This is a genomic window from Agromyces capsici, assembly GCF_058349965.1.
The window spans coordinates 44641-63713 of the sequence record NZ_JBYRET010000001.1; the positions used below are offsets into that span (position 1 = coordinate 44641).

20 protein-coding genes are annotated in these 19073 nt (G+C 73.6%); 9 read left to right on the top strand and 11 right to left on the bottom strand.

The genetic code is table 11. The features are described 5' to 3' along the window. The first annotated feature begins 6 nt into the window (after positions 1-6). Positions 7-261 (top strand): DUF2530 domain-containing protein, encoded by a 255-nt coding sequence (locus AC3RKB_RS00250; RefSeq protein WP_491433984.1) that lies wholly within the window; start codon positions 7-9, stop codon positions 259-261. A gap of 10 nt (positions 262-271) precedes the next feature. On the opposite strand, the gene AC3RKB_RS00255 is transcribed toward AC3RKB_RS00250, so the two are convergent. Beyond that, positions 272-1003 (bottom strand): DUF3027 domain-containing protein, encoded by a 732-nt coding sequence (locus AC3RKB_RS00255; RefSeq protein WP_491433985.1) that lies wholly within the window; start codon positions 1001-1003, stop codon positions 272-274. After that, a complete protein-coding gene (locus AC3RKB_RS00260; protein ID WP_491433986.1) occupies positions 996-1376 on the bottom strand; it encodes a cold-shock protein in 381 nt (126 codons plus the stop codon). Before AC3RKB_RS00260 ends, AC3RKB_RS00255 begins: the two co-directional genes overlap by 8 nt. A gap of 109 nt (positions 1377-1485) precedes the next feature. On the opposite strand from AC3RKB_RS00260, the gene AC3RKB_RS00265 reads away from it, so the two are divergent. The 4 genes from AC3RKB_RS00265 (at position 1486) to AC3RKB_RS00280 (ending at position 6052) form a co-directional block, all read left to right on the top strand. Further along, positions 1486-1761 (top strand): hypothetical protein, encoded by a 276-nt coding sequence (locus tag AC3RKB_RS00265; protein WP_491433987.1) that lies wholly within the window; start codon positions 1486-1488, stop codon positions 1759-1761. Between the two features lie 5 nt (positions 1762-1766). Beyond that, positions 1767-3632 carry a helicase-associated domain-containing protein gene (locus tag AC3RKB_RS00270; RefSeq protein WP_491433988.1) on the top strand — a complete coding sequence of 622 codons (1866 nt, stop codon included), beginning with the start codon at positions 1767-1769 and terminating at the stop codon, positions 3630-3632. Positions 3633-3668: 36 nt separating this feature from the next. Next, positions 3669-5315, top strand: coding sequence for a DNA repair helicase XPB (locus AC3RKB_RS00275; protein ID WP_491433989.1), 1647 nt, complete (start codon positions 3669-3671; stop codon positions 5313-5315). 116 nt (positions 5316-5431) lie between these two features. Continuing rightward, positions 5432-6052 carry a dihydrofolate reductase family protein gene (locus AC3RKB_RS00280; protein ID WP_491433990.1) on the top strand — a complete coding sequence of 207 codons (621 nt, stop codon included), beginning with the start codon at positions 5432-5434 and terminating at the stop codon, positions 6050-6052. Here AC3RKB_RS00280 and AC3RKB_RS00285 read toward each other — a convergent pair. Genes AC3RKB_RS00285 through folE form a run of 4 tightly spaced genes read right to left on the bottom strand, consistent with a single transcriptional unit; the run spans position 6037 to position 9573 of the window. Continuing rightward, a complete protein-coding gene (locus AC3RKB_RS00285) occupies positions 6037-6768 on the bottom strand; it encodes a pyrimidine reductase family protein (protein WP_491433991.1) in 732 nt (243 codons plus the stop codon). The genes AC3RKB_RS00280 and AC3RKB_RS00285 overlap by 16 nt on opposite strands. Further along, complete coding sequence (gene folP / locus AC3RKB_RS00290) at positions 6765-7640, bottom strand: dihydropteroate synthase (RefSeq protein ID WP_491433992.1); 876 nt, start codon at positions 7638-7640, stop codon at positions 6765-6767. The genes AC3RKB_RS00285 and folP overlap by 4 nt, the downstream gene beginning before the upstream one ends. 17 nt (positions 7641-7657) lie before the next feature. Then, positions 7658-8908: an NAD(P)/FAD-dependent oxidoreductase gene (locus AC3RKB_RS00295; RefSeq protein ID WP_491433993.1), complete on the bottom strand. Its 1251-nt coding sequence runs from the start codon at positions 8906-8908 to the stop codon at positions 7658-7660. A gap of 26 nt (positions 8909-8934) precedes the next feature. Next, positions 8935-9573 carry a GTP cyclohydrolase I gene (gene folE / locus AC3RKB_RS00300; protein ID WP_491436719.1) on the bottom strand — a complete coding sequence of 213 codons (639 nt, stop codon included), beginning with the start codon at positions 9571-9573 and terminating at the stop codon, positions 8935-8937. 80 nt (positions 9574-9653) lie between these two features. On the opposite strand from folE, the gene AC3RKB_RS00305 reads away from it, so the two are divergent. The 4 genes from AC3RKB_RS00305 (at position 9654) to AC3RKB_RS00320 (ending at position 13408) form a co-directional block, all read left to right on the top strand. Continuing rightward, positions 9654-10349, top strand: a complete 696-nt coding sequence (locus tag AC3RKB_RS00305; protein ID WP_491433994.1) for a helix-turn-helix transcriptional regulator — start codon at positions 9654-9656, stop codon at positions 10347-10349. 31 nt (positions 10350-10380) lie between these two features. Beyond that, positions 10381-11073, top strand: a complete 693-nt coding sequence (locus AC3RKB_RS00310; protein WP_092668794.1) for a response regulator transcription factor — start codon at positions 10381-10383, stop codon at positions 11071-11073. Between the two features lie 41 nt (positions 11074-11114). Beyond that, the gene (locus AC3RKB_RS00315; protein WP_491433995.1) at positions 11115-12968 is read left to right on the top strand and encodes a sensor histidine kinase; all 1854 of its coding nucleotides are present in this window, start codon (positions 11115-11117) and stop codon (positions 12966-12968) included. A gap of 149 nt (positions 12969-13117) precedes the next feature. After that, positions 13118-13408, top strand: coding sequence for a WXG100 family type VII secretion target (locus AC3RKB_RS00320; protein WP_491433996.1), 291 nt, complete (start codon positions 13118-13120; stop codon positions 13406-13408). A gap of 18 nt (positions 13409-13426) precedes the next feature. Here the strand turns inward: AC3RKB_RS00320 and pucL are convergent, their stop codons facing one another. The 5 genes from pucL to AC3RKB_RS00345 form a co-directional block, all read right to left on the bottom strand. Next, on the bottom strand, positions 13427-14332 hold the full coding sequence (gene pucL, locus AC3RKB_RS00325; protein WP_491433997.1) for a factor-independent urate hydroxylase: 906 nt from the start codon (positions 14330-14332) through the stop codon (positions 13427-13429). Between the two features lie 49 nt (positions 14333-14381). Continuing rightward, positions 14382-14720 carry a hydroxyisourate hydrolase gene (uraH, locus tag AC3RKB_RS00330; RefSeq protein ID WP_491433998.1) on the bottom strand — a complete coding sequence of 113 codons (339 nt, stop codon included), beginning with the start codon at positions 14718-14720 and terminating at the stop codon, positions 14382-14384. Then, a complete protein-coding gene (locus AC3RKB_RS00335) occupies positions 14717-16570 on the bottom strand; it encodes an allantoate amidohydrolase (protein ID WP_491433999.1) in 1854 nt (617 codons plus the stop codon). The genes uraH and AC3RKB_RS00335 overlap by 4 nt, the downstream gene beginning before the upstream one ends. After that, a complete protein-coding gene (locus AC3RKB_RS00340) occupies positions 16567-17754 on the bottom strand; it encodes a pyridoxal-phosphate-dependent aminotransferase family protein (RefSeq protein WP_491434000.1) in 1188 nt (395 codons plus the stop codon). Before AC3RKB_RS00340 ends, AC3RKB_RS00335 begins: the two co-directional genes overlap by 4 nt. A 91-nt stretch (positions 17755-17845) precedes the next feature. Further along, complete coding sequence (locus AC3RKB_RS00345) at positions 17846-19066, bottom strand: amidase family protein (RefSeq protein WP_491434001.1); 1221 nt, start codon at positions 19064-19066, stop codon at positions 17846-17848. Positions 19067-19073: the final 7 nt, after the last annotated feature.

Sequence of the window (19073 nt, forward strand, 5' to 3'; positions counted from 1 at the left end):
ACGGCCATGCGGCTGTGGCTCTCGGAGTCCGAGCGGCGCCCCGATCCGGCGCCCGCCAGGACCGACGCGCGCAAGGCGCTGCTCGTGGGCACGGCCGCCTGGCTCGTCGCGCTCGTGGTGTCGATCGCGCTGCGCGAGCCGCTCGCCGACGCCGGGTACGCGTGGTTCACCACGGCGGCCGCGATCGGCGTCGCACTCGGCGTGATCGGGCTCGTCGTCGTGCAGGTGCGGCGCCGACGCCGGAGCGGGCCGACGGACTGAGCCGGCGAGGCTACTCCTCGTCGTCTCCCGCGAGCTCGTCGTCGTCGAGGTCGTCCTCGTCGTCGGAGCCGTCGGCGTCGAGCGCGTCGATGTCGATGCCGTCGAAGACGTCGTCGCTGTCGCCGTCGGCCTCGAACTCCTCGTCGGCCTCGTCCTCATCGCCGTCGACGTCGTCGAACTCGTCGTCGGCATCGTCACCCTCGTCGCCGTCGACGTCGACGTCGACGGCATCCAGCTCGTCGTCGCCGGCCTCGTCGCCCGACTCGGCGGCCTCGGCCGCGGCGGCCGCCTGGGCGGCCCGGTAGTCGGCCAGGCGCTCGGACCACGGCACCCACTCGGGCGCGAGGAGCGCGCGCTCGCCGGGCATGAGCTCGGTCTCGAGCACGGTGGGCTCCCCGCCCTCGACACGTGCGAGCGTCACGCTCCAGTGCCATCCGGGGTAACCGGACAGATCTGAGGCGAAGTGCAGCGACAGCGCGTGCTCGCCCTCGACCACGTGCCCGATGACCGACCCGACGGTCTCGGGCGCGGTGACCTCGAGCAGCGCGCGCTGGGCGAGCGCCACCGAGCCGAGCAGCACCTCGTCGGCCACGGGCGGTGCCACGGGCTCGAAGGACTCCGCCGGCTCGCCGGACTCGACCGGTTCGACGGACTCGACCGTCTCGACGGGCTCCGAGGACTCGGCCGACTCGACGGACGCGTCGGGCTCGGATGCCGCGGTGGCGTCGGGAACGTCAGGCATCCAGCTCGTCCGCCACCTTGCGCAGCAGCGCCGCGATCTTCCGGCTGTGCGCGTTGTCGGGGTAGCGACCGCGCTTGAGGTTGGCCCCGATGCCGTCGAGGACCTTGACCAGGTCTTCGACGATGATCGCCATGTCGTCGGCGGGCTTGCGGTGCATGCGCTGCAGGCTGGGCGGCGCGTCGAGCACGCGCACCGAGAGCGCCTGGGCGCCGCGCTTGCCCTCGGCGACGCCGAACTCGAGCCGCGTGCCCGCGCGGACGGTCGCGCCGGCGGGAAGGGCGGAGGCGTGGAGGAAGACCTCCTGGCCGTCATCGCCGCTGATGAAGCCGAACCCCTTCTCCTCGTCGTAGAACTTGACCTTGCCGGTGGGCATCGATGGAACTCCCGCTCTGTCGTCGGCGTCGCCGGGATGCACGGTCGACGTCGCCCACAAGTCTACGGTCCGGCACCCGCCGGGACCGCGCACTGGCTAGTCTGGGAGGGTGAGCAACCAGGGCCCGGTCACCGAACATCGCGCCGAGCGCGTCCTCGCCTACATGGTCGCGGCCACGATCGGGCTCTCGATCCTCGCGTTCCTCGCCGTGATGATCGGCACGCTCGCCGGGGTGGGCGCCGACGACGGCTTCAGCCAGGGCGTCTGGCCGGTGATCCTCATCCTGCCGCTCGTCGGCCTGCCGATCGGCTTCGTCCTCCTCATCGTCCTGCTCATCGTGAACGGCGTACGGCGCTCACGGGAGTCCCGGCAGGGCTCCGCCTGACGGCCATGCTGGTGCTCGCCGCGAGGCTCCGCGCACTACCGCGCGAGACGCTCGCCGCCGCGCTGGCCACACGCGACTTCGACCATGCGGCGGTGCGCGACCTGTTCGACCTCGCCGAGGCCCTGACCGCACCCGACGCCGTCGACCACGCCGTGGACCACCTCGAGCGACCCTCGCTGGCCACGCTCGCGGCGGCCGACTCGACGATCGACGAGGTCGGATGGACGGACCTCGCCGCCGTCGTCGCGGAGCTGACGCGGCTCGGCGCGGCCGACTCGCTCGTGCGGGGCGCGCCCGACGCGATCCGGCGACTCGACTCCCGATTCCTCGTCGTGCACGACGGCGAGCGCGTGCACGTGCCGACCGAAGTGCACGCCCGACTCGCGCACCGCCTCGGCGACGACCTGCCCGACGCGGAATCGCTCGCGGCCCCGGCCCCGCCGGTCGCCGTGCCGTCCGAACGAGCCGACCACGGCCTGCTCGAGCGCCGCGCGTCCGAGACGGCCTACGCGACCGTGGCGGCGACCGCGGAGCTGCTCGCCGGCTTCGCCGCGCAGCCGGCGCGCGAGCTCGCGAAGGGCGGCCTGGCGCTGCCCGACGCCAAGCGGCTGGCCGAGGCGACCGGCGTCGACCTCGAGGCGCTGCCCCGCCTCGTGCGCCGGGCGGTCGAGGCGGGCCTCGTCGTGCGCGAGGGCCCCGTGTGGCTCGAGTCCGACCTCGGCGCGGAATGGGTGCTGCAGGGCAGCCCCGCCCGCTGGACCCGGCTCGCCGAGGCGTGGCGCGAGCGCATCCCGCCGGCACTGCGCGACCTCGTCGTGCGTCGCAGCGACGCGATGACCGCCAGCTCCATCCGCGACGACGTCGCCTGGTACTACCCCGGCGGGGGCACCTGGCTCCGCGACGGCCTCGACCGGCTCCTCGAGGACGCAGAGGCGCTCGGCCTCGCCGTCGGCGGCGAACCCGTCGACACCGCCGCCCTCGTGCTCGCGGGCGACGTCGAGGGTGCCGCCGATCGGCTCGCGCGCCATTTCCCGCAGCAGGTCGAGCGCGTGTACGTGCAGCACGACCTGACGATCGTCTCCCCCGGGCCGCTCGAGCCGTCGCTCGACGCCCGGCTGCGCGGCTTCGCCGAGGTCGAGGGGCGCGACCTCGCGTCGAGCTACCGGGTCACCGCGGCATCCGTGAACCGCGCGCTCGCCGCCGGCGAGTCCGAGGAGTCGATCCGGTCGTTCCTCGCGACGATCTCCCTCACGGGCATCCCGCAGCCGCTCGAGTACCTGCTGGTCGAGTCGGCGGCCCGGTTCGGCGCGGTGCGCGTGGGCGCGGCCGACGCGTCGGAGGCGCCGGCCCGGTCGTCGATCCGCTCCGACGACGCGCAGCTGATCGGCACGCTCGCGGTCGACCAGAGCCTCTCCTCGCTCGGGCTCCGGCAGGCCGGGCCGCACCGCCTGCTCTCCCGGTTCCCGCCCGACATCGTGTTCTGGGGCCTCAGCGACGCCAGGTACCCGGTCGCCGCCGAGGACGGCGAGGGTCGCATCATCCGGCTGCGCCGCCAGCACGTCGCGCACGTGCCGGCCGCCGCGCCACGCGTCGACCCGATCGAGGCGATGCTCGACCGGCTCGCCGACGCCGACGCCGACGGCGGAACCGAGCTCGCCTGGCTCGCCCGGCAGCTCGAGGCCGCGGCGCGGGCGAAGGAGACGCTGACGGTCACCGTGCGCATGCCGGGCGGCGACACGGCCGACTACCTGCTCGCACCCGCGAGCGTCGCGAACGGGCGGCTCCGCGCCCGCGACCGCAGGGCCGACATCGAGCGCACGCTGCCGATCTCGGCGATCGCCTCCGTCGCACCCGCTCCCGCGGGCAGCTGAACGACCTCGGAGGAACCGGGGGTAGGCTGGTCGGTCATGTCAGACGGCCCCCTGATCGTCCAGAGCGATCGCACCGTGCTCCTCGAGGTCGCCAACCCGCTCGCCGAGGATGCGAGGCACGACCTCGCGATCTTCGCCGAGCTCGAGCGCGCCCCCGAGCACATCCACACGTACCGCATCACCCGGCTCGGCCTGTGGAACGCGCGGGCCGCCGGGCACACCGCCGAGGACATGCTCGGCACGCTGGAGCGGTACGCGAAGTTCCCGGTGCCGCAGACGGTCTCCGTCGACATGCGCGAGACCGTCGCCCGGTACGGACGCCTGGTGGTCGACCGCACCGACGACGGCGCCCTGCGCCTCCGCAGCGACGACATGCCCGTACTCACCGAGGTCGCGGGGGCCAAGCGGATCGCGCCGCTGCTGACCGAGCGCATCGACGAGACGAGCTTCCTCGTCGAGCCGTGGGCGCGCGGGCAGCTGAAGCAGGAACTCGTCAAGCTCGGCTGGCCGGCCGAGGACCTGGCCGGCTACACGCCCGGCACGCCGCATCCGATCGACCTCGACCAGGACGGCTGGCACCTGCGCGACTACCAGCAGAAGGCCGTCGACAACTTCTTCGACGGCGGCTCGGGCGTCGTCGTGCTGCCGTGCGGCGCGGGCAAGACCCTCGTCGGCGCCGGCGCCATGGCGACGGCGAAGACCACGACGCTGATCCTCGTCACGAACACCGTGTCGGCGCGGCAGTGGCGCGACGAGCTGCTCCGGCGCACGAGCCTCACGGCCGAGGAGATCGGCGAATACTCCGGCCAGGTCAAGGAGATCAAGCCCGTCACGATCGCGACGTACCAGATCCTCACGGCCAAGCGGAAGGGCGAGTACGCGCACCTGGCCCTGCTCGACGCGCTCGACTGGGGCCTCGTGGTCTACGACGAGGTGCACCTGCTGCCCGCGCCCGTGTTCAAGCTCACGGCCGAGCTGCAGGCGCGGCGCCGCCTCGGGCTGACGGCGACGCTCGTGCGGGAGGACGGCCGCGAGGGCGACGTGTTCTCACTCATCGGTCCCAAGCGGTTCGACGCGCCGTGGAAGGAGATCGAGGCGCAGGGCTTCATCTCCCCCGCCGCGTGCTACGAGGTGCGCATCGACCTGCCCCAGTCCGAGCGGCTCGCGTACGCGGCATCCGCCGACGACGAGCGCTACCGGCTCGCCGCCACGGCGCCGGCGAAGCTCGACGTCGTGCGGCAGCTCGTCGAACGGCACGCGGGCGAGCGGATCCTCGTGATCGGCCAGTACCTCGACCAGATCGACGAGCTCGCGGAGTCGCTCGGCGCACCGCAGCTGACCGGCGCGACCCCCGTCGACGAGCGCGAGCGGCTGTTCCAGGAGTTCCGCGACGGCCGGACACCGGTGCTGGTGGTGTCGAAGGTCGCGAACTTCTCGGTCGACCTGCCCGAGGCGACGGTGGCCATCCAGGTGTCGGGCTCGTTCGGGTCGCGCCAGGAGGAGGCGCAGCGCCTCGGGCGCCTCCTGCGTCCGAAGGAATCGGGCCTGTCGGCGAACTTCTACACGCTCGTTGCGCGCGACACCGTCGACCAGGACTTCGCGCAGAACCGGCAGCGGTTCCTCGCCGAGCAGGGCTACTCGTACACGATCCTCGACGCGCACGCGCTCGACCCCGCCGCCTGAGCCGCCCGAGCCGAGCCGCCTGAGCCCCCGAGCCGACCCGCGCTGGCGGACGTCGGCGGGTCTCGGTACCGTGCCACGTGCGGGCACGGAGGCCGTGTCCGAGGAGGGAGCCGGGCATGCCGCTCGTCACGTGCGACATCTCCATCTCGATCGACGGGTTCGCGGCCGGCGTCGACCAGAGCCGCGAGCATCCGCTCGGCCGGATCGACGAGAACGTCCTCCACGCCTGGATGTTCGATCGCCGCGACGAGAACCGGGCCGAGGTCGAGGCCATCGTCGACGCCGGCGCGTTCATCATGGGCCGCCACATGTTCGGCCCCGACCGCGGCGAGTGGGACCTCGACTGGCGCGGCTGGTGGGGTGAGGAGCCGCCGTACCACGCACCCGTGTTCGTCCTCGCCCATCGTGAGCGTGACGACCTTCCGATGGACGGCGGCACGACGTTCCACTTCGTCACGGGAGGCATCCACGAGGCGCTCGAGCGCGCCCGAGCGGCGGCGGGCGACCGGAACGTCGCCGTCGCGGGCGGAGCCGCGACGGTGAACCAGTACCTTGCCGCCGGACTCATCGACGAACTGCGCCTGCACGTCGCGCCGACGATCCTCGGTGCGGGCGAGCGGCTCTTCGACGGGGTGCCGCCCACGACGTTCGAACAGGTCTCGTCGCGCGGCACGTCGCTCGTGACGCACCTCACCTACCGTCGCCTGCAGGTCGCGGGCGGTCAGGCGCGCGCGTAGCGGAGGAACAGCATCCGATCGCCCGGGATCGCGTGCACGAGGCGCATCGGGCGGGCCGGCTCGTGCGCCGACGTGGCGATGCGCGGCGCGTCGCCGGCCACGAGCATCGGGCTGAGGGTCACGCAGGCCTCGTCGACGAGGTCTGCCTCGGCGAGCGCGCCGAACAGGCCCGGGCCGCCCTCCGAGAGCACCGATCGCAGCCCGCGCGCCGCGAGCTCGGCGAGCGCCGCGGTGAGGTCGACGCGCTCGTCGCCGGCGACCACGACCTCGGCGACCTCGGCGAGGTCGTCGCGGCGCGTGCGGGGGGCCGACGCGCTCGTCACCACGATCGGGTGCGCGACGGCCTCGGTGAAGAACGGATGCCACGGCTCGAGCTCCAGGCCCGAGGACACCACGGCGAACCGCGGTTGCGCATCGCGCCCGCGCGACGCCCGCCACGCGGCATCCGCCTCGGTCACTGCCGCGCCGCCGTACCCCTCGGCCGCGACCGTGCCCGACCCCACGAGCACCACGTCGGCGTGCGAGCGCAGGACCGACATCAGGCGCTGGTCCTGCTGGTCGCCGAGCGTGCCGCTGCGACCGCGAAGTGTGGCGGCGCCGTCGAGGCTCGAGATCATGTTGACGCGGCAGAACGCGGCATCCGGCCTCCCGCCGGCGTCGACCACGTCGACCGCGTAGGCCGCATGCATCCGGTCGGCGTCGAATGCCGGGGTCACGACGCGCTCCCGGGGGGCATGTTGTGCTCGAGGAAGGCGGGCTCCCGCCATCCCTCGATCGCCTCGACCATGCGCACCGCGTCGACCGTCTCGCGCACGTTGTGCACCCGCACGATCCGCGCGCCCTTCCCGATGCAGTAGACGGCCGCGGCGAGCGAGCCCGGCAGGCGGTCGCGCCGGTCGCGGCGCCCGAGGCTTTCGCCGATGAAGTCCTTGTTCGAAAGCGCGACGAGCAGTGGCAGGCCGATCGCGGCGATCTCGTCGAGCCGCCGTGTGAGCTCGAGCGAGTGGAGCGTGTTCTTGTTGAGGTCGTGGCCGGGGTCGATCACCAGACGCTGGTCGGGCACGCCATGCGCTCGCGCGAGGTCGAGGCGTTCGCGCAGGAACGCGCCCACCTCGGCGACCACGTCGCGGTACTCGGGGCCGGGATAGGCGGTGCGGGGGGCCGCGAGACTGTGCGTGACGACGAGCGTCGCGTCGCTCGCGGCGACGACGTCGGCGATCGCCGGGTCGTGGATGCCCGTGGTGTCGTTGATCACGTGCGCGCCCGCCTCGATCGCGCGACGCGCCACCTCGGGGTGGAAGGTGTCGACCGAGATCACCGCGCCGGTGCCGGCGAGCGCCGCGACCACCGGCACCACTCGCTCGGCCTCCTCGTCGACCGGGATGGCGGGGCCCGGGGCGAACTTCGCACCCCCGATGTCGATCCAGTCGGCTCCGGCGTCGATCGCGGCGTGCGCGGCCTCGACCGCGGCGTCGAGCGCGAAGGTCGTGCCGCGGTCGTAGAACGAGTCGGGCGTGCGGTTGACGATCGCCATCACGGCGACCTGGCGGGTGAAGTCGAACTCGCGCGGGCCGATCCGGCGGCGCATCACAGACGGGTCGGGGTTCATCCGGCGGGACCGGCGAGCGCCTCGAACGGCACCGCGGGGTCGGTGAGGCGCGTCGGGTCGACGACCGCGCGCGAGCGGATCAGCCGCTGCACGTCGTCGTTCACATCCCAGACGTTGACGTTCATGCCGGCCACGACCCGGTCGTCGCGCACCCAGAAGGCCACGAACTCGCGCCCCTCGCGGTCGCCCCGGAACAGCGGCGCGACGCCGGCGGCGAGCGGTCCGTAGCCGGAGTACTCCATGCCCAGATCGTACTGGTCGGTGTAGAAGTACGGGATCTCGTCGTACTCGACGGCCTCCCCCGCGAGCGATCGCCCGGCCGCCCGACCCGCGTGGTCGGCGTTCGCCCAGTGCTCGGTGCGCAGGTGCGATCCGAGGAACGGGAGGAAGACGTTCGCGACGTCGCCCACGGCGAACACGTCGGGGGCGCTCGTGCGGAACGCGGCATCCGTCACGACGCCGTTCTGGACCTCGAGTCCGGCGGCCTCGGCGAGGGCGGTGCGCGGGATGGCGCCGATGCCGACGACCACGACGTCGGCGGGCAGGACCTCGCCGCCCTCGAGCTCGACGCCCGTCGCGCGCCCGTCGTCGTCGCCGACGATCCGCGCGACGCTCGTCGACATGCGGAGGTCGACGCCGTGCTCGCGGTGCAGTGCCGCGAAGACCGCGCCCGCGTCGTCGCCGATCGCCGCGTTCAGGGGCACCGACTCGAGGCCGAGCACGGCGACGTCGTTCCCGTGGCCGCGCGCGGCCGCGGCGACCTCGAGCCCGATCCATCCGGCGCCGATGACCACGACCCGCCGACCGCCCGGGGCGAGCGCCGCGCGGAGGGCCACCGAGTCGTCGACGGTGCGCAGCAGGTGCACGCCGCGGAGCCCGCCGCCCGGGCCGCCGAAGCGGCGCGGCGCAGCCCCAGTGGCGAGCAGCGCGCGGTCGTAGCGCAGCACCTCGCCGTCGTCGAGCGCGATCTCGTGGGCGTGCACGTCGAGCCGCTCGGCACGGCGGCCGAGGCGCAGATCGATGCGGCGCTCGCCGTACCAGTCCGGCGAGTGCACGTCGATCGCGTCGCGCTCGCCCGTGCCGGCGAGGAACTCCTTCGACAGCGGCGGCCGGATGTAGGGCGGCACGGGCTCCGCGCCGACGATCACGAGCGGACCGTCGTGTCCCGCCTTCCGCGCGCCCTCCGCGGCCCGCGCACCAGCGAGTCCGCCGCCGACGATGACGATCGCGTCCTTCGAGCCCGGCATCGCACTCACCCCTTTCGGTTCCGATCTCAGTCCGGGTCGCGCAACCCGCACCGCGCGAGGAACTCGCGCCGCGCTCGCGCGTCGCCCTGCACCACACCCGTGAACGCGCTCGTCACGGTGCGCGTGCCGCGCACCTGGGCGCCTCGCAGCGACATGCACAGGTGCTCGGCCTCGATGACGACCCCGACGCCGAGCGGCTGCAGCTCCGCGTCGATCCAGCCCGCGACCTGGCGCGTGAGCCGCTCCTGCACCTGCAGGTCGCGCGCGAAGCGCTCGACGGCGCGAGCGAGCTTCGACAGCCCGATCAGCCGGTCACCGGGCACGTAGCCGACGTGCGCGGTGCCGCTGAACGGCAGCAGGTGGTGCTCGCACAGCGAGTCGAACGGGATGCCGGCGACGACGACGAGCTCGTCGTACCCCTCCTCGTTCGGGAAGGTCGTGGCGTCGAAGGGGCGGGGCGTGAGCAACTCGGCGAGCGCGTCGGCGACGCGGCGCGGGGTGTCGGCGAGGTGCGGCGAGCGGATGTCGCGCCCGAGCGCGTCGAGCAGCTCGGCGACGGCCGCGGCGGCACGGGCCCGGTCGATGGGCCGCGCCGGCTCGTCGTCGACCACCGCGTGCAGGCGGAGCCGCTCGGCGGCCGGCCCGGCGGGTTCGATCGAGATCATGTCCACGCCCTCCCCTTGTGGCCGACGCTAGGCGCGTGCCATTCTTTTGTCAAGAGTCATTGATTTTAGAAGGCGGGCACATGGCATCCGACGGCTCGGCGGACTTCGAACGGCGCGTGAGCGCGGTCTCGGCCCTGGCTGATCCGCTCCGCCGGCGCATCTACGAGCTCGTCGCGGCCAGCCCGGAGCCCCTCGGGCACGACGCCGTGGCCGCTCGGCTCGGCGTGCCCCGCAGTACCGCCGCGTTCCACCTCACCCGGCTCGCCGCCGAGGGCCTGCTCGACGTCGAGTCGCGCCGGCTCGGCGAGCGCACCGGTCCGGGCCAGGGGCGGCCGGCCAAGGTCTACCGCCGCGCCGAGCGCGACCTCGCCGTCGAACTGCCCCGCCGCCGGTACGAGTTGGCCGGACGGATCATGGCCGAGGCGATCGCCGGCGCCGACGGCGAACGCGACCTGGTGGTCGGCGCGCTGCGCACCGCCGCGGCGAACGAGGGCGCCCGGCTCGCCGGCGCCTCCGCCGACCTCGACGACGCCCTCGAGCGCGCCGGCATGGAACCCGTTCCCGACGGGGACGACGTGGTGCTCGGGGTCTGCCCGTTCCACGCCCTCGCGCAGGAGACGCCCGAGGTCGTCTGCGTCCTCAACCATTCCCTCGTCTGCGGCATGGCGGCGGCGGTCGGCGACGACCCCGGCCGCGTGCAGCTCGACCCGGGCGCCGGTCACTGCTGCATCCGCATCAGCGGGAGCGCATCCACGGTCCAACGGATTCCCAGCTAGGATTCAGCCCACGCGCAGCAGAATCGAGGGTATGAGCGACGGACCCCGCATCCTGATCGTCGACGACGAGCCCAACATCCGCGACCTGCTGACCACGAGCCTCCGCTTCGCCGGGTTCGCGGTGCGCGCGGTCGCCAACGGCGCACAGACCATCTCCGCCGTGCTCGAGGAAGAGCCCGATCTCATCATCCTCGACGTGATGCTGCCCGACATGAACGGCTTCGGCGTCACCAAGCGGCTCCGGTCGGCCGGCTACACCGCGCCGATCCTGTTCCTCACCGCGAAGGACGACACGGAGGACAAGATCACCGGCCTGACGGTCGGCGGCGACGACTACGTGACCAAGCCGTTCAGCCTCGACGAGATCGTCGCGCGCATCCGTGCCATCCTGCGCCGCACCATGCACGCCGAGGAGGATGCGGTCATCCGCACCGGCGAGCTCACCATGGACCAGGACACGCACGAGGTGCTCGTCGGCGACGTGCCCGTCGAGCTCTCCCCCACCGAGTTCAAGCTGCTGCGCTACCTCATGCTGAATCCCAACCGGGTGCTGTCCAAGGCGCAGATCCTCGACCACGTGTGGGAGTACGACTTCAACGGCGACGCGGGCATCGTCGAGAGCTACATCTCGTACCTGCGCCGCAAGCTCGACCAGCACTCCTCCGAGCCGCTCATCCAGACCAAGCGCGGCTTCGGCTACATGCTCAAGTCGTCGAAGTCGTAGTACAGGCTCGGTACAGGGTGCCTGCGTAGACTCGGCCCGCCATGCACCAGACCCTCGCCGACCGTTGGAGCCGGATCTCGCTCCGCACCAAGATCACGGGCGTCACCGTGCTCATGCTGACGCTCGGGCTCCTGGTGTCCGGCATCGGCACGGCGGCCATGCTGCGCAGCTACGTCGAGAGCCAGCTCGAGTCCAAGCTCAGCGCGATCGCGTCAGGCGACCTCTACAAGTACTTCACGCAGGACGGCGCGGAGCCCGATGAGGACGCCAACCTCAGCGGGCTCGACTTCAGCTCGTCCGACGACGTCTTCGTGGCGGTCTACGACCCGGCCACCGGTGAGTTCAAGGGGCACAACTGGTCGAACCGCGACAAGGCGACCTATCCGATGCTGCCCCAGCACCTCACCCAGGCCGACGTCGTCTCCCAGAACTCCGGCGGCGGCTACCGCGTGTTCTCGCTCTCCGACGCGAACGGCGAGCCGACGTTCCGCGGCGTCTACGCGCTCATGGACGCCGACGGGCGAGGCGGCCTCGCCCCGATCATCCTCGCGATCTCCTCGCAGGACACCGAGCGGCTGCTCGCGGCGTACCTGACGATCTTCCTCGGCTTCGGCCTCGGCGTCGTGCTCGTCGGCGCGCTGCTGACCCGCATGCTCGTCACCTCGACCTTCACACCGCTGCGCGAGGTCGAGCACACCGCGGCCGCCATCGCCGACGGCGACTTCAGCCAGCGCCTCGGCGGCGCCACCCCCAACACCGAGGTCGGTCGCCTCAACCGCTCGCTCAACACGATGCTCAACCGCATCGATCGCGCGTTCCGCGACCGCGCCCGCACGATCGACCAGATGCGACGGTTCGTCGGCGACGCCTCGCACGAACTCCGCACGCCCCTCGTGTCGGTGCGCGGCTACGCCGAACTGTACCGGATGGGCGCCCTCCAGTCGCCCGAGGACGTCGCGCAGGCCATGGATCGCATCGAGAAGGAGGCCATCCGGATGGGCGGCCTCGTCGAGGACCTGCTCGCCCTCGCGCGGCTCGACGAGGCGAAGCCGCTCGACCTCGCCGAGGTCGACCTCGTGCCGCTCGCCCGCGATGCCGCGCTCGACGCCATGGCCGCGAACCCCGGACGGACCGTCACCGTGATCGCGCCCGAGCACCTCAGGACCGACTCCGTCGGCACGGTGCCCGTCGACGTCGAGGTCGACCTCGACGCCGTGCCCGTGCGCGCCAGCGCGGGGCCGATCGCCCTCGCTGGCGCGACCCTCGCACGCCTGCGCGGCCGGCGCACGCCCGAGGCGGCGGGGGCAGCGGCGCCGGCTCCGGCACGCTCGCGTCGGGGCGGGTCCCGCGGTGCGGGCGGCGCGTCGCGTTCGGCGCGCGCGGAGGCCCGGGGCACGACGGCGGCCGGCGACCGGCGCGGCGGGGACGCCGGACGCGCGTCGGGCGACGCCGCGACGACCGGTCCCCTCCCGTCCGAGCTGCCCACGGTGCCGGTTCGGCGCGCGGTCGTGCTCGCCGAGGAGAACAAGGTCCGCCAGGTGATCACGAACCTCATGGGCAATGCCATGCGCTTCACGCCCGAGGACAGCCCGATCGAGATCCGCGTCTCGATCGACGACGCCGCCGAGCGCGCGATGCTCGAGATCGTCGATCACGGCGAGGGCGTCCCCCTGCAGATCCGCGAGAAGATCTTCCAGCGGTTCTGGCGGGCCGACTCGTCGCGCACGCGCGAGACGGGCGGCTCGGGCCTCGGGCTGGCCATCGTCTCGTCGATCGTGACCGCGCACAACGGGCACGTCGACGTCGTCGAGACGCCCGGCGGCGGTGCGACGTTCCGCGTCGCGCTCCCGCTCGCGGGCTCGGCGGCCGCGCCGCAGCCCGTGACCTCCTCCTGAGCCGACCCGGCCGGGCCGACCGCGCCGTCCCGACTCCTCCTCCCCAGCGGCCGTCGTCGCGCTTCCAGCGACGAATTCCGCGCCCGCCGGCCGCTCGCCTCGCCCCCGTCCGTAGCGTTCACGGCGTACACCGAGCGAAGGGAAGCATCATGACGCGGTACCAGGTCGACAGCGAGCAGGTCCAGATGGCGACGCAGGGCGCGCACGGCACGATCGAGCGCATCCGGGCCGAGGTCGCCTCGCTGCTGGCGCAGCTCACGGGCCTGCAGGGCTCGTGGTCGGGGCAGGCGGCGACGGCGTTCCAGGCCGCGGTGGCCGACTGGCGCGCGACGCAGCAGCACGTCGAGGAGAGCCTCAGCGGGCTCAACCACGCGCTCGGGGCGGCGGCGATGCACTACGCCGACGTCGAGCAGGCCAACGCGCGGCTCTTCGTGCGATGAGGCCCGACGTGGCGCACCTCAGACCAGGCCCGTGTACGCCTGCCACGCCGGACCGGCATCGGGTGCGTCGTCGCGGATGACGCTCGCCTGGATGAGCCCGTAGGGCCGGTCGTCGGCGTGGAACACCTCGCCCGGATTCTCGGTCCCGAACGGTGCGAGGTCGTACAGGAAGTGGTGCTTGTTGGGCGCCGAGAGGCGCACCTCGGCGATGACGTCGTACGCCTCGAGCACCGCTCGGCCCATCTCGTAGAGCGTCTGCTGCAGCGCGAGCGAGTGCACGGTCGCGAAGGTCTCGACGAGCGCCTGCCGCACCCCCGCGTAGACCGCGTTCCAGTCGGCGTCGTCGGTCGTGAAGCGCCACCGGGCGACGAGCGAGGTCGCCATGATGCGGTCGGTCGTCGGCCGCAGCACGGTGTAGCGGTCGTGGAGGAATCCGTGGAACTCCGATCCGGTCGACTTCAGGATGACGAGGTCCTTGAGCCCGCCCGTGACCCAGGTGCGTTGCCCGTCCCCCGCGCCCTCCACGGTGACCGCGGCGGTGCGGACCTCCTGTCCGCTGCGCACCCAGGTGTGGTCGTGTTCGCGTCCGTCGACCGAGACGCGCTGCCACGCGTACTCCTCGATCTCGACCCGCGCCGCATCGACGGGCGGCACGTCGTCGACGAAGTGACGGGCGAGCGCGAGGCCGTACGCCTCGATCGAGTCGAGCCCGACCTCCTTCGCGAAGGCGTAGGCCGTCTGCTTCTGGGTGTCTGTGGGCAGCACGTTCGACTGGTCGCCCGTGAGGTGCGCGGCCGCGAAGTCGCCGCGCAGCGCCGTCGAGACGTTGACGTCACGGATCTCGTGCCGCGGCGTGTCGCGGACGATCCGCACGATCCGGTTCTCCGCCTTGCCGTACTGGTTGTCGCCGAGCACGATGCCCATCTGCCGCTCCCTCGTCCGTTCCGTTTCCCGCCCTCGAGCGCCGCTCGCGCTAGCTCCCGCGGTAGGTCGAGTACGCGAACGGGCTGAGCAGCAGCGGCACGTGGTAGTGCTCCGAAGCGTCGGCGACCTCGAACACGATCACGACCTCGGGGTAGAACGTCGGCCGGTCGCCGAAGTACGCGCCGGTGTCGAACACCGCGCGGTAGACCCCCTCGGGCAGCAGGGCGGGGCCGAGCACCCCGATCCGCCCGTCGCCGTCGGTCACGCCCGACGCGACGCGCGACCACGATCCGTCGGCCCACGACTCGAGCCGCACTGCGACCCCCTCGGCCGGCCGCCCGCGCGCGGCATCCAGCACATGCGTGGTGACGTGGCTTCGGGCGCTCATGCGGCCGCCCCGATCGGCGTCGACGCGTCGGCGAACATCGTGCGCAGCCGCAGCAGCGCGATCTCCCGCAGCTGCTCGCCGACGACCGCGAGCTCCTCGCCGTCGTCGAGCGCGAGGCGGCGTTCGAGCTCCGCCAGGATCTCGGCCCGCGAGCGACCAGCGGCACGGATCAGGAAGATCCGCCCGAAGCGCTCCTCGTAGGCGCGGTTGCCCCGCGCGATCGCGTCCGCGAGGCCGGGGTCGTCGGCGTCGGGCGACGCCTGCTCGGCACGCGAGAAGCGCTGTGCCGCGCCGTCCCCGGCGGCACGCTCGCCGATCCGCGGATGCGCGCCGAGCGCCTCGTCGACCTCTGCCGGCGAGAGCGGCGACGCCGCTGCATCCGCCGCCGCGATCAGCGACTCGAGCCCTGCGTAGGGGGCCCCGCCGGCGACCTCCTCGACCCAGCGCTCCACGTGCAGGCAGCTCCGCAGCCGGTCGCGGAACGGCTCATCGACCCCGGGAACCTCGGCCATCGGCGCCCCCTTCCACGCGTGCGACGTGCGTCCACTGTAGCGACCGGGCCGCGCGTGCACCCGGTCCGCAACCGCGAGCACGGCGCCCTCGAGCGCCTCGACCGCGTCCGCGACATCCTCGCGCGACACGATCTCGTCGGGGTGGTGGCTGACGCCGCCGTTGCCGCACCGCACGAACAGCATCGCGACGTCGGCGATCGCGTGAACGGCCATGCCGTCGTGGCCGGCACGGCTCCAGAGCGTCAGCGGGTCGTGGTCGCCGGTGCGACGGATGCCGTCGGCCACCGCGTCACGCAACCACGGCGCGCACGGGGTCGCGTCGGCCTGCGAGATCTCGTTCCCCTCGAGACGCAACCCGCGGACCGCGGCGATCTCGCGGCCGCGGTGGAGGATCTCGGCGAGCGCCTCATCGCGCGCGGCGTCGGCCTCGCCGCGGAGGTCGAGCGTGAATTCCACGCGCCCCGGGATGACGTTGATGCCGCCGGGGAACGCCTCGAGCCGTCCGACGGTCGCGATCACCCCGCGCCGGCGCCCGATCGCCTCGATCTCGACGACGAGCTCGCTCGCGCCGACGAGCGCGTCGCGCCGACGTTCGTACGGCGTGCCGCCCGCATGGCCGGCGTGCCCCGTCATGGTCAGCTCGAAGCGGCGGGCGCCAGCGATCGAGGAGACGACCGCGAGGGCCCGGTCGGCCTCCTCGAGGTACGGTCCCTGCTCGATGTGCACCTCGAGGTACCCGACCAGGGACTCAGGGCTCCTCGCCGCGCCGGGCAGCCGCTCGGGGTCGAGGCCGAAGTCGGCGAACGCCTCGCGGAGCGTGAGCCCGTCGGCATCGCGCAGCCGCCACCACGCGGGGTCGAAGCCTCCGGCGAGCGCGCGGCTACCGAGCAGCGCGGTGCCGAAGCGGGTACCTTCCTCGTCGGCGAAGCCGACCACCTCGAGCGCGAAGGGCAGCGGTTCGTCGCGTCGTGCCATCCGCTCGGCCACCTCGATCGCGACCAGCACGCCCAGGGTGCCGTCGTAGCGCCCCGCGTCGCGGACCGTGTCGAGGTGCGAGCCGAGCAGCAGCGCGGGCAGGCCCTCGCGCGCACCCTCGAGGCGCCCGCAGCGGTTGGCGCCGGCGTCGACCCAGGTCGCGAGGCCGGCCTCGGTCATCCAGGCTCCGGCGAGCTCGTTCGCCCGGCGGTGCTCGGGCGAGAGATGCACGCGCTCGAGGCGCGTCGGATCGGCCGAGACGGTCGCGAGCTCGTCGCAGCGTGCGAGCACCCGCGCGGCGGCGGTGCTCGCTGCGGACGAGGTCGCGCCGGCGACTGGCGCCTCGGCCGGCCGGGAGCTCATCCCGGCGCTCCTGCGTACACGTCCCGGGCCGCCCCCCATCCCGAGCCGGCGGTGCACGCGTGCCCCTCGGCCCGCAGCACCTGCTCGAGCGCGGCCAGCGTGGTCAGCACGGCGTCGCGGCGCGCGTTGACGCCCATGGTCCCGATCCGCCAGATGCGGCCGTGCAGCGGCCCGAACGACGTGCCGATCTCGATCGCGAAGTCCTGCAGCAGGGCCGCGCGCACGCGCTCGCCGTCGATTCCGTCAGGGATCCGCACGCCGACGACGTTGTGCATGCGGTGCACGCGATCGCCGAACACGCCGAGCCTTAGCGCCTCGACGCCCGCGAGCATCGCGGCGCCGTGCAGCCGGTGCCGTTCGACGGCGCGCTCGACGCCCTCCTCGAGCAGGATCCGGGCGCACTCGTGCGCCGCGTAGAGCATCGAGGTCGCCTCGGTGTGGTGGTTGAGGCGTCGCTCGCCCCAGTAGTCGAGGATCATGCCGAGGTCGAAGTAGTTCGACCGGATGGGCTCGTCGCGCACGGGGTCGCCGGGCGAGCGGAGGCCCGCCTCGACGCTCGTGCGCCCGCGGATCCGGTCGACGGCCGCCGGCGACAGGCTGATGGGCGCACTGCCGGACGGACCGCCGAGGCACTTCTGCAGGCCCGCGGTCGCGGCGTCGAGCCCCCACTCGTCCATCTCGAAGCGGTTGCCGCCGAGCGAGGCGGTGACATCCGTGAAGGCGAGCACGCCGTGCCGCCGGCAGAGCTCGCCGAGCTCGTCGAGCGGCTGCGCGACGGTGGTCGACGTGTCGCCGTGCACGATCGCGAGCAGTGTCGGCCGCACCTCGGCGATCGCCCGCTCGATCGCGGAGACCGGGAACACCCCGCCCCACTCGACCTCGCGCACGTGCACCTCGGCCCCCGCGCGGCGCGCGATCTCGGCGAGCAGGTGACCGAACCGCCCGAAGACCGGCACGAGCACGCGGTCGCCTGGCGCGACGAGCGAGACGATCGCCGCCTCGATGCCCGCGCGCGAGGTGCCGTCGACGAGCAGCGTCGCCTCGTTCCGCGTGCGGAACACGCCGCGGTACAGCGCCATCGTCTCGTTCATGTATGCCGTCATCACCGGGTCGTATTGGCCGACGAGCGGCGCCGACATCGCGCGGAGCACGCGCGGGTCGGCGTTGACGGGACCCGGCCCCATGAGCAGGCGCGCGGGCGGGTTGATCGGCGCGGCGATGATGACGACCCCCTGACTCGGATGTCTCAGGAGGGCAGGCTACGGAACCCGTGTTTCAGCGAGGTGACGTGCCCGACGCGAGCTCGCGCCCGAGGGCGATGAGCGCCGTGTCGCCGCCGCGCGGCCCGACGAGGCAGACGCCGACCGGTGCGCCCCCGATGGTCAGCAGCGGCACCGACAGCGCCGGGCGGCCGGTGACGCCGGCGACGGTGGTCATCCGCAGCGTCGCGGCGCGCACGGCCTCGATCTCGGCGCCGTCGGCGACGAGTGACGGGGCGACGGATGCCGCGGAGGGCAGCACGAGGACGGCGTCGCCGAGCACGGCGTCGATCGCCCGCCGCGCGGCGCCGAGACGCGCGCGCGCCGCCCGCTCGACGTCGGGCGCCACTGAGGACGCCCACGCGAAGCGCGCCGCGACGTCGGCGCCGAGCGCCCCCGGGTGCGCGGTCACCCACGCGCCGTGCGCGGCCCACGCCTCGGCGGCCTGCACCGTCCGGAAGTCCTCGTACAGCGCATCGAGCGCCGGATCGCCGAGCGCGGGGTCGTCGAGGCCGACGATGCCACGGTCCCAGCCGGCGAGCGCGGCCCCGAAGGCCGAGCGCACCTCGGCCGTGGCGGACGCGGCGAGCGCGGGCGCGACGGCGAGGCGGTCGCCGAGCCGGGCCGTCTCAGCGCCGGCGCCGGCGTCGGCGGCCACGTCGACGCCGGCGCCCAGGCTCGCGATCGCCGCCGCCTCGAGCACCGCGGCATCGCGGGCCAGCCAGCCGACGGTGTCGAACGACGGTGCGAGCGGCAGCACGCCATCCCGGCTCACGGCGCCGTACGTGGTGCGGAGGCCCCAGAGCCCCTGGTACGACGCCGGGACCCGGATCGATCCCGCCGTGTCGGTCGCCAGGCCGAGGTCGGCCTGGCCCGAGGCCACCGCGGACGCCGGCCCGCTCGAGGAGCCGCCGGGGATCGCACCGGGGACGACGGCGTTCGGCGGGGTACCGTACGCCGCGTTGCGACCCGCGATGCTGTAGGCGAACTGATCGGTCTGCGCGATCCCTCGCACCGACGCGCCGGCCTCGAGCAGGCGGCGCAGGCTCGCGGCCGACGCCGTCTCGCGCGGCGCCCCGTCGAGGTACACGGGGATGCCGGCGCCGATGGCGAAGTCCTCGACCGCGAACAGGTCCTTGACCGCGACGGTGCGCCCGTCGAGGGCGCCGCGCCCCGTCGGGGCGACGAGCGGGTCGCCGACGACGCGCCACACGCGCGGATCGGGCTGCTCCGACATCCGCTCG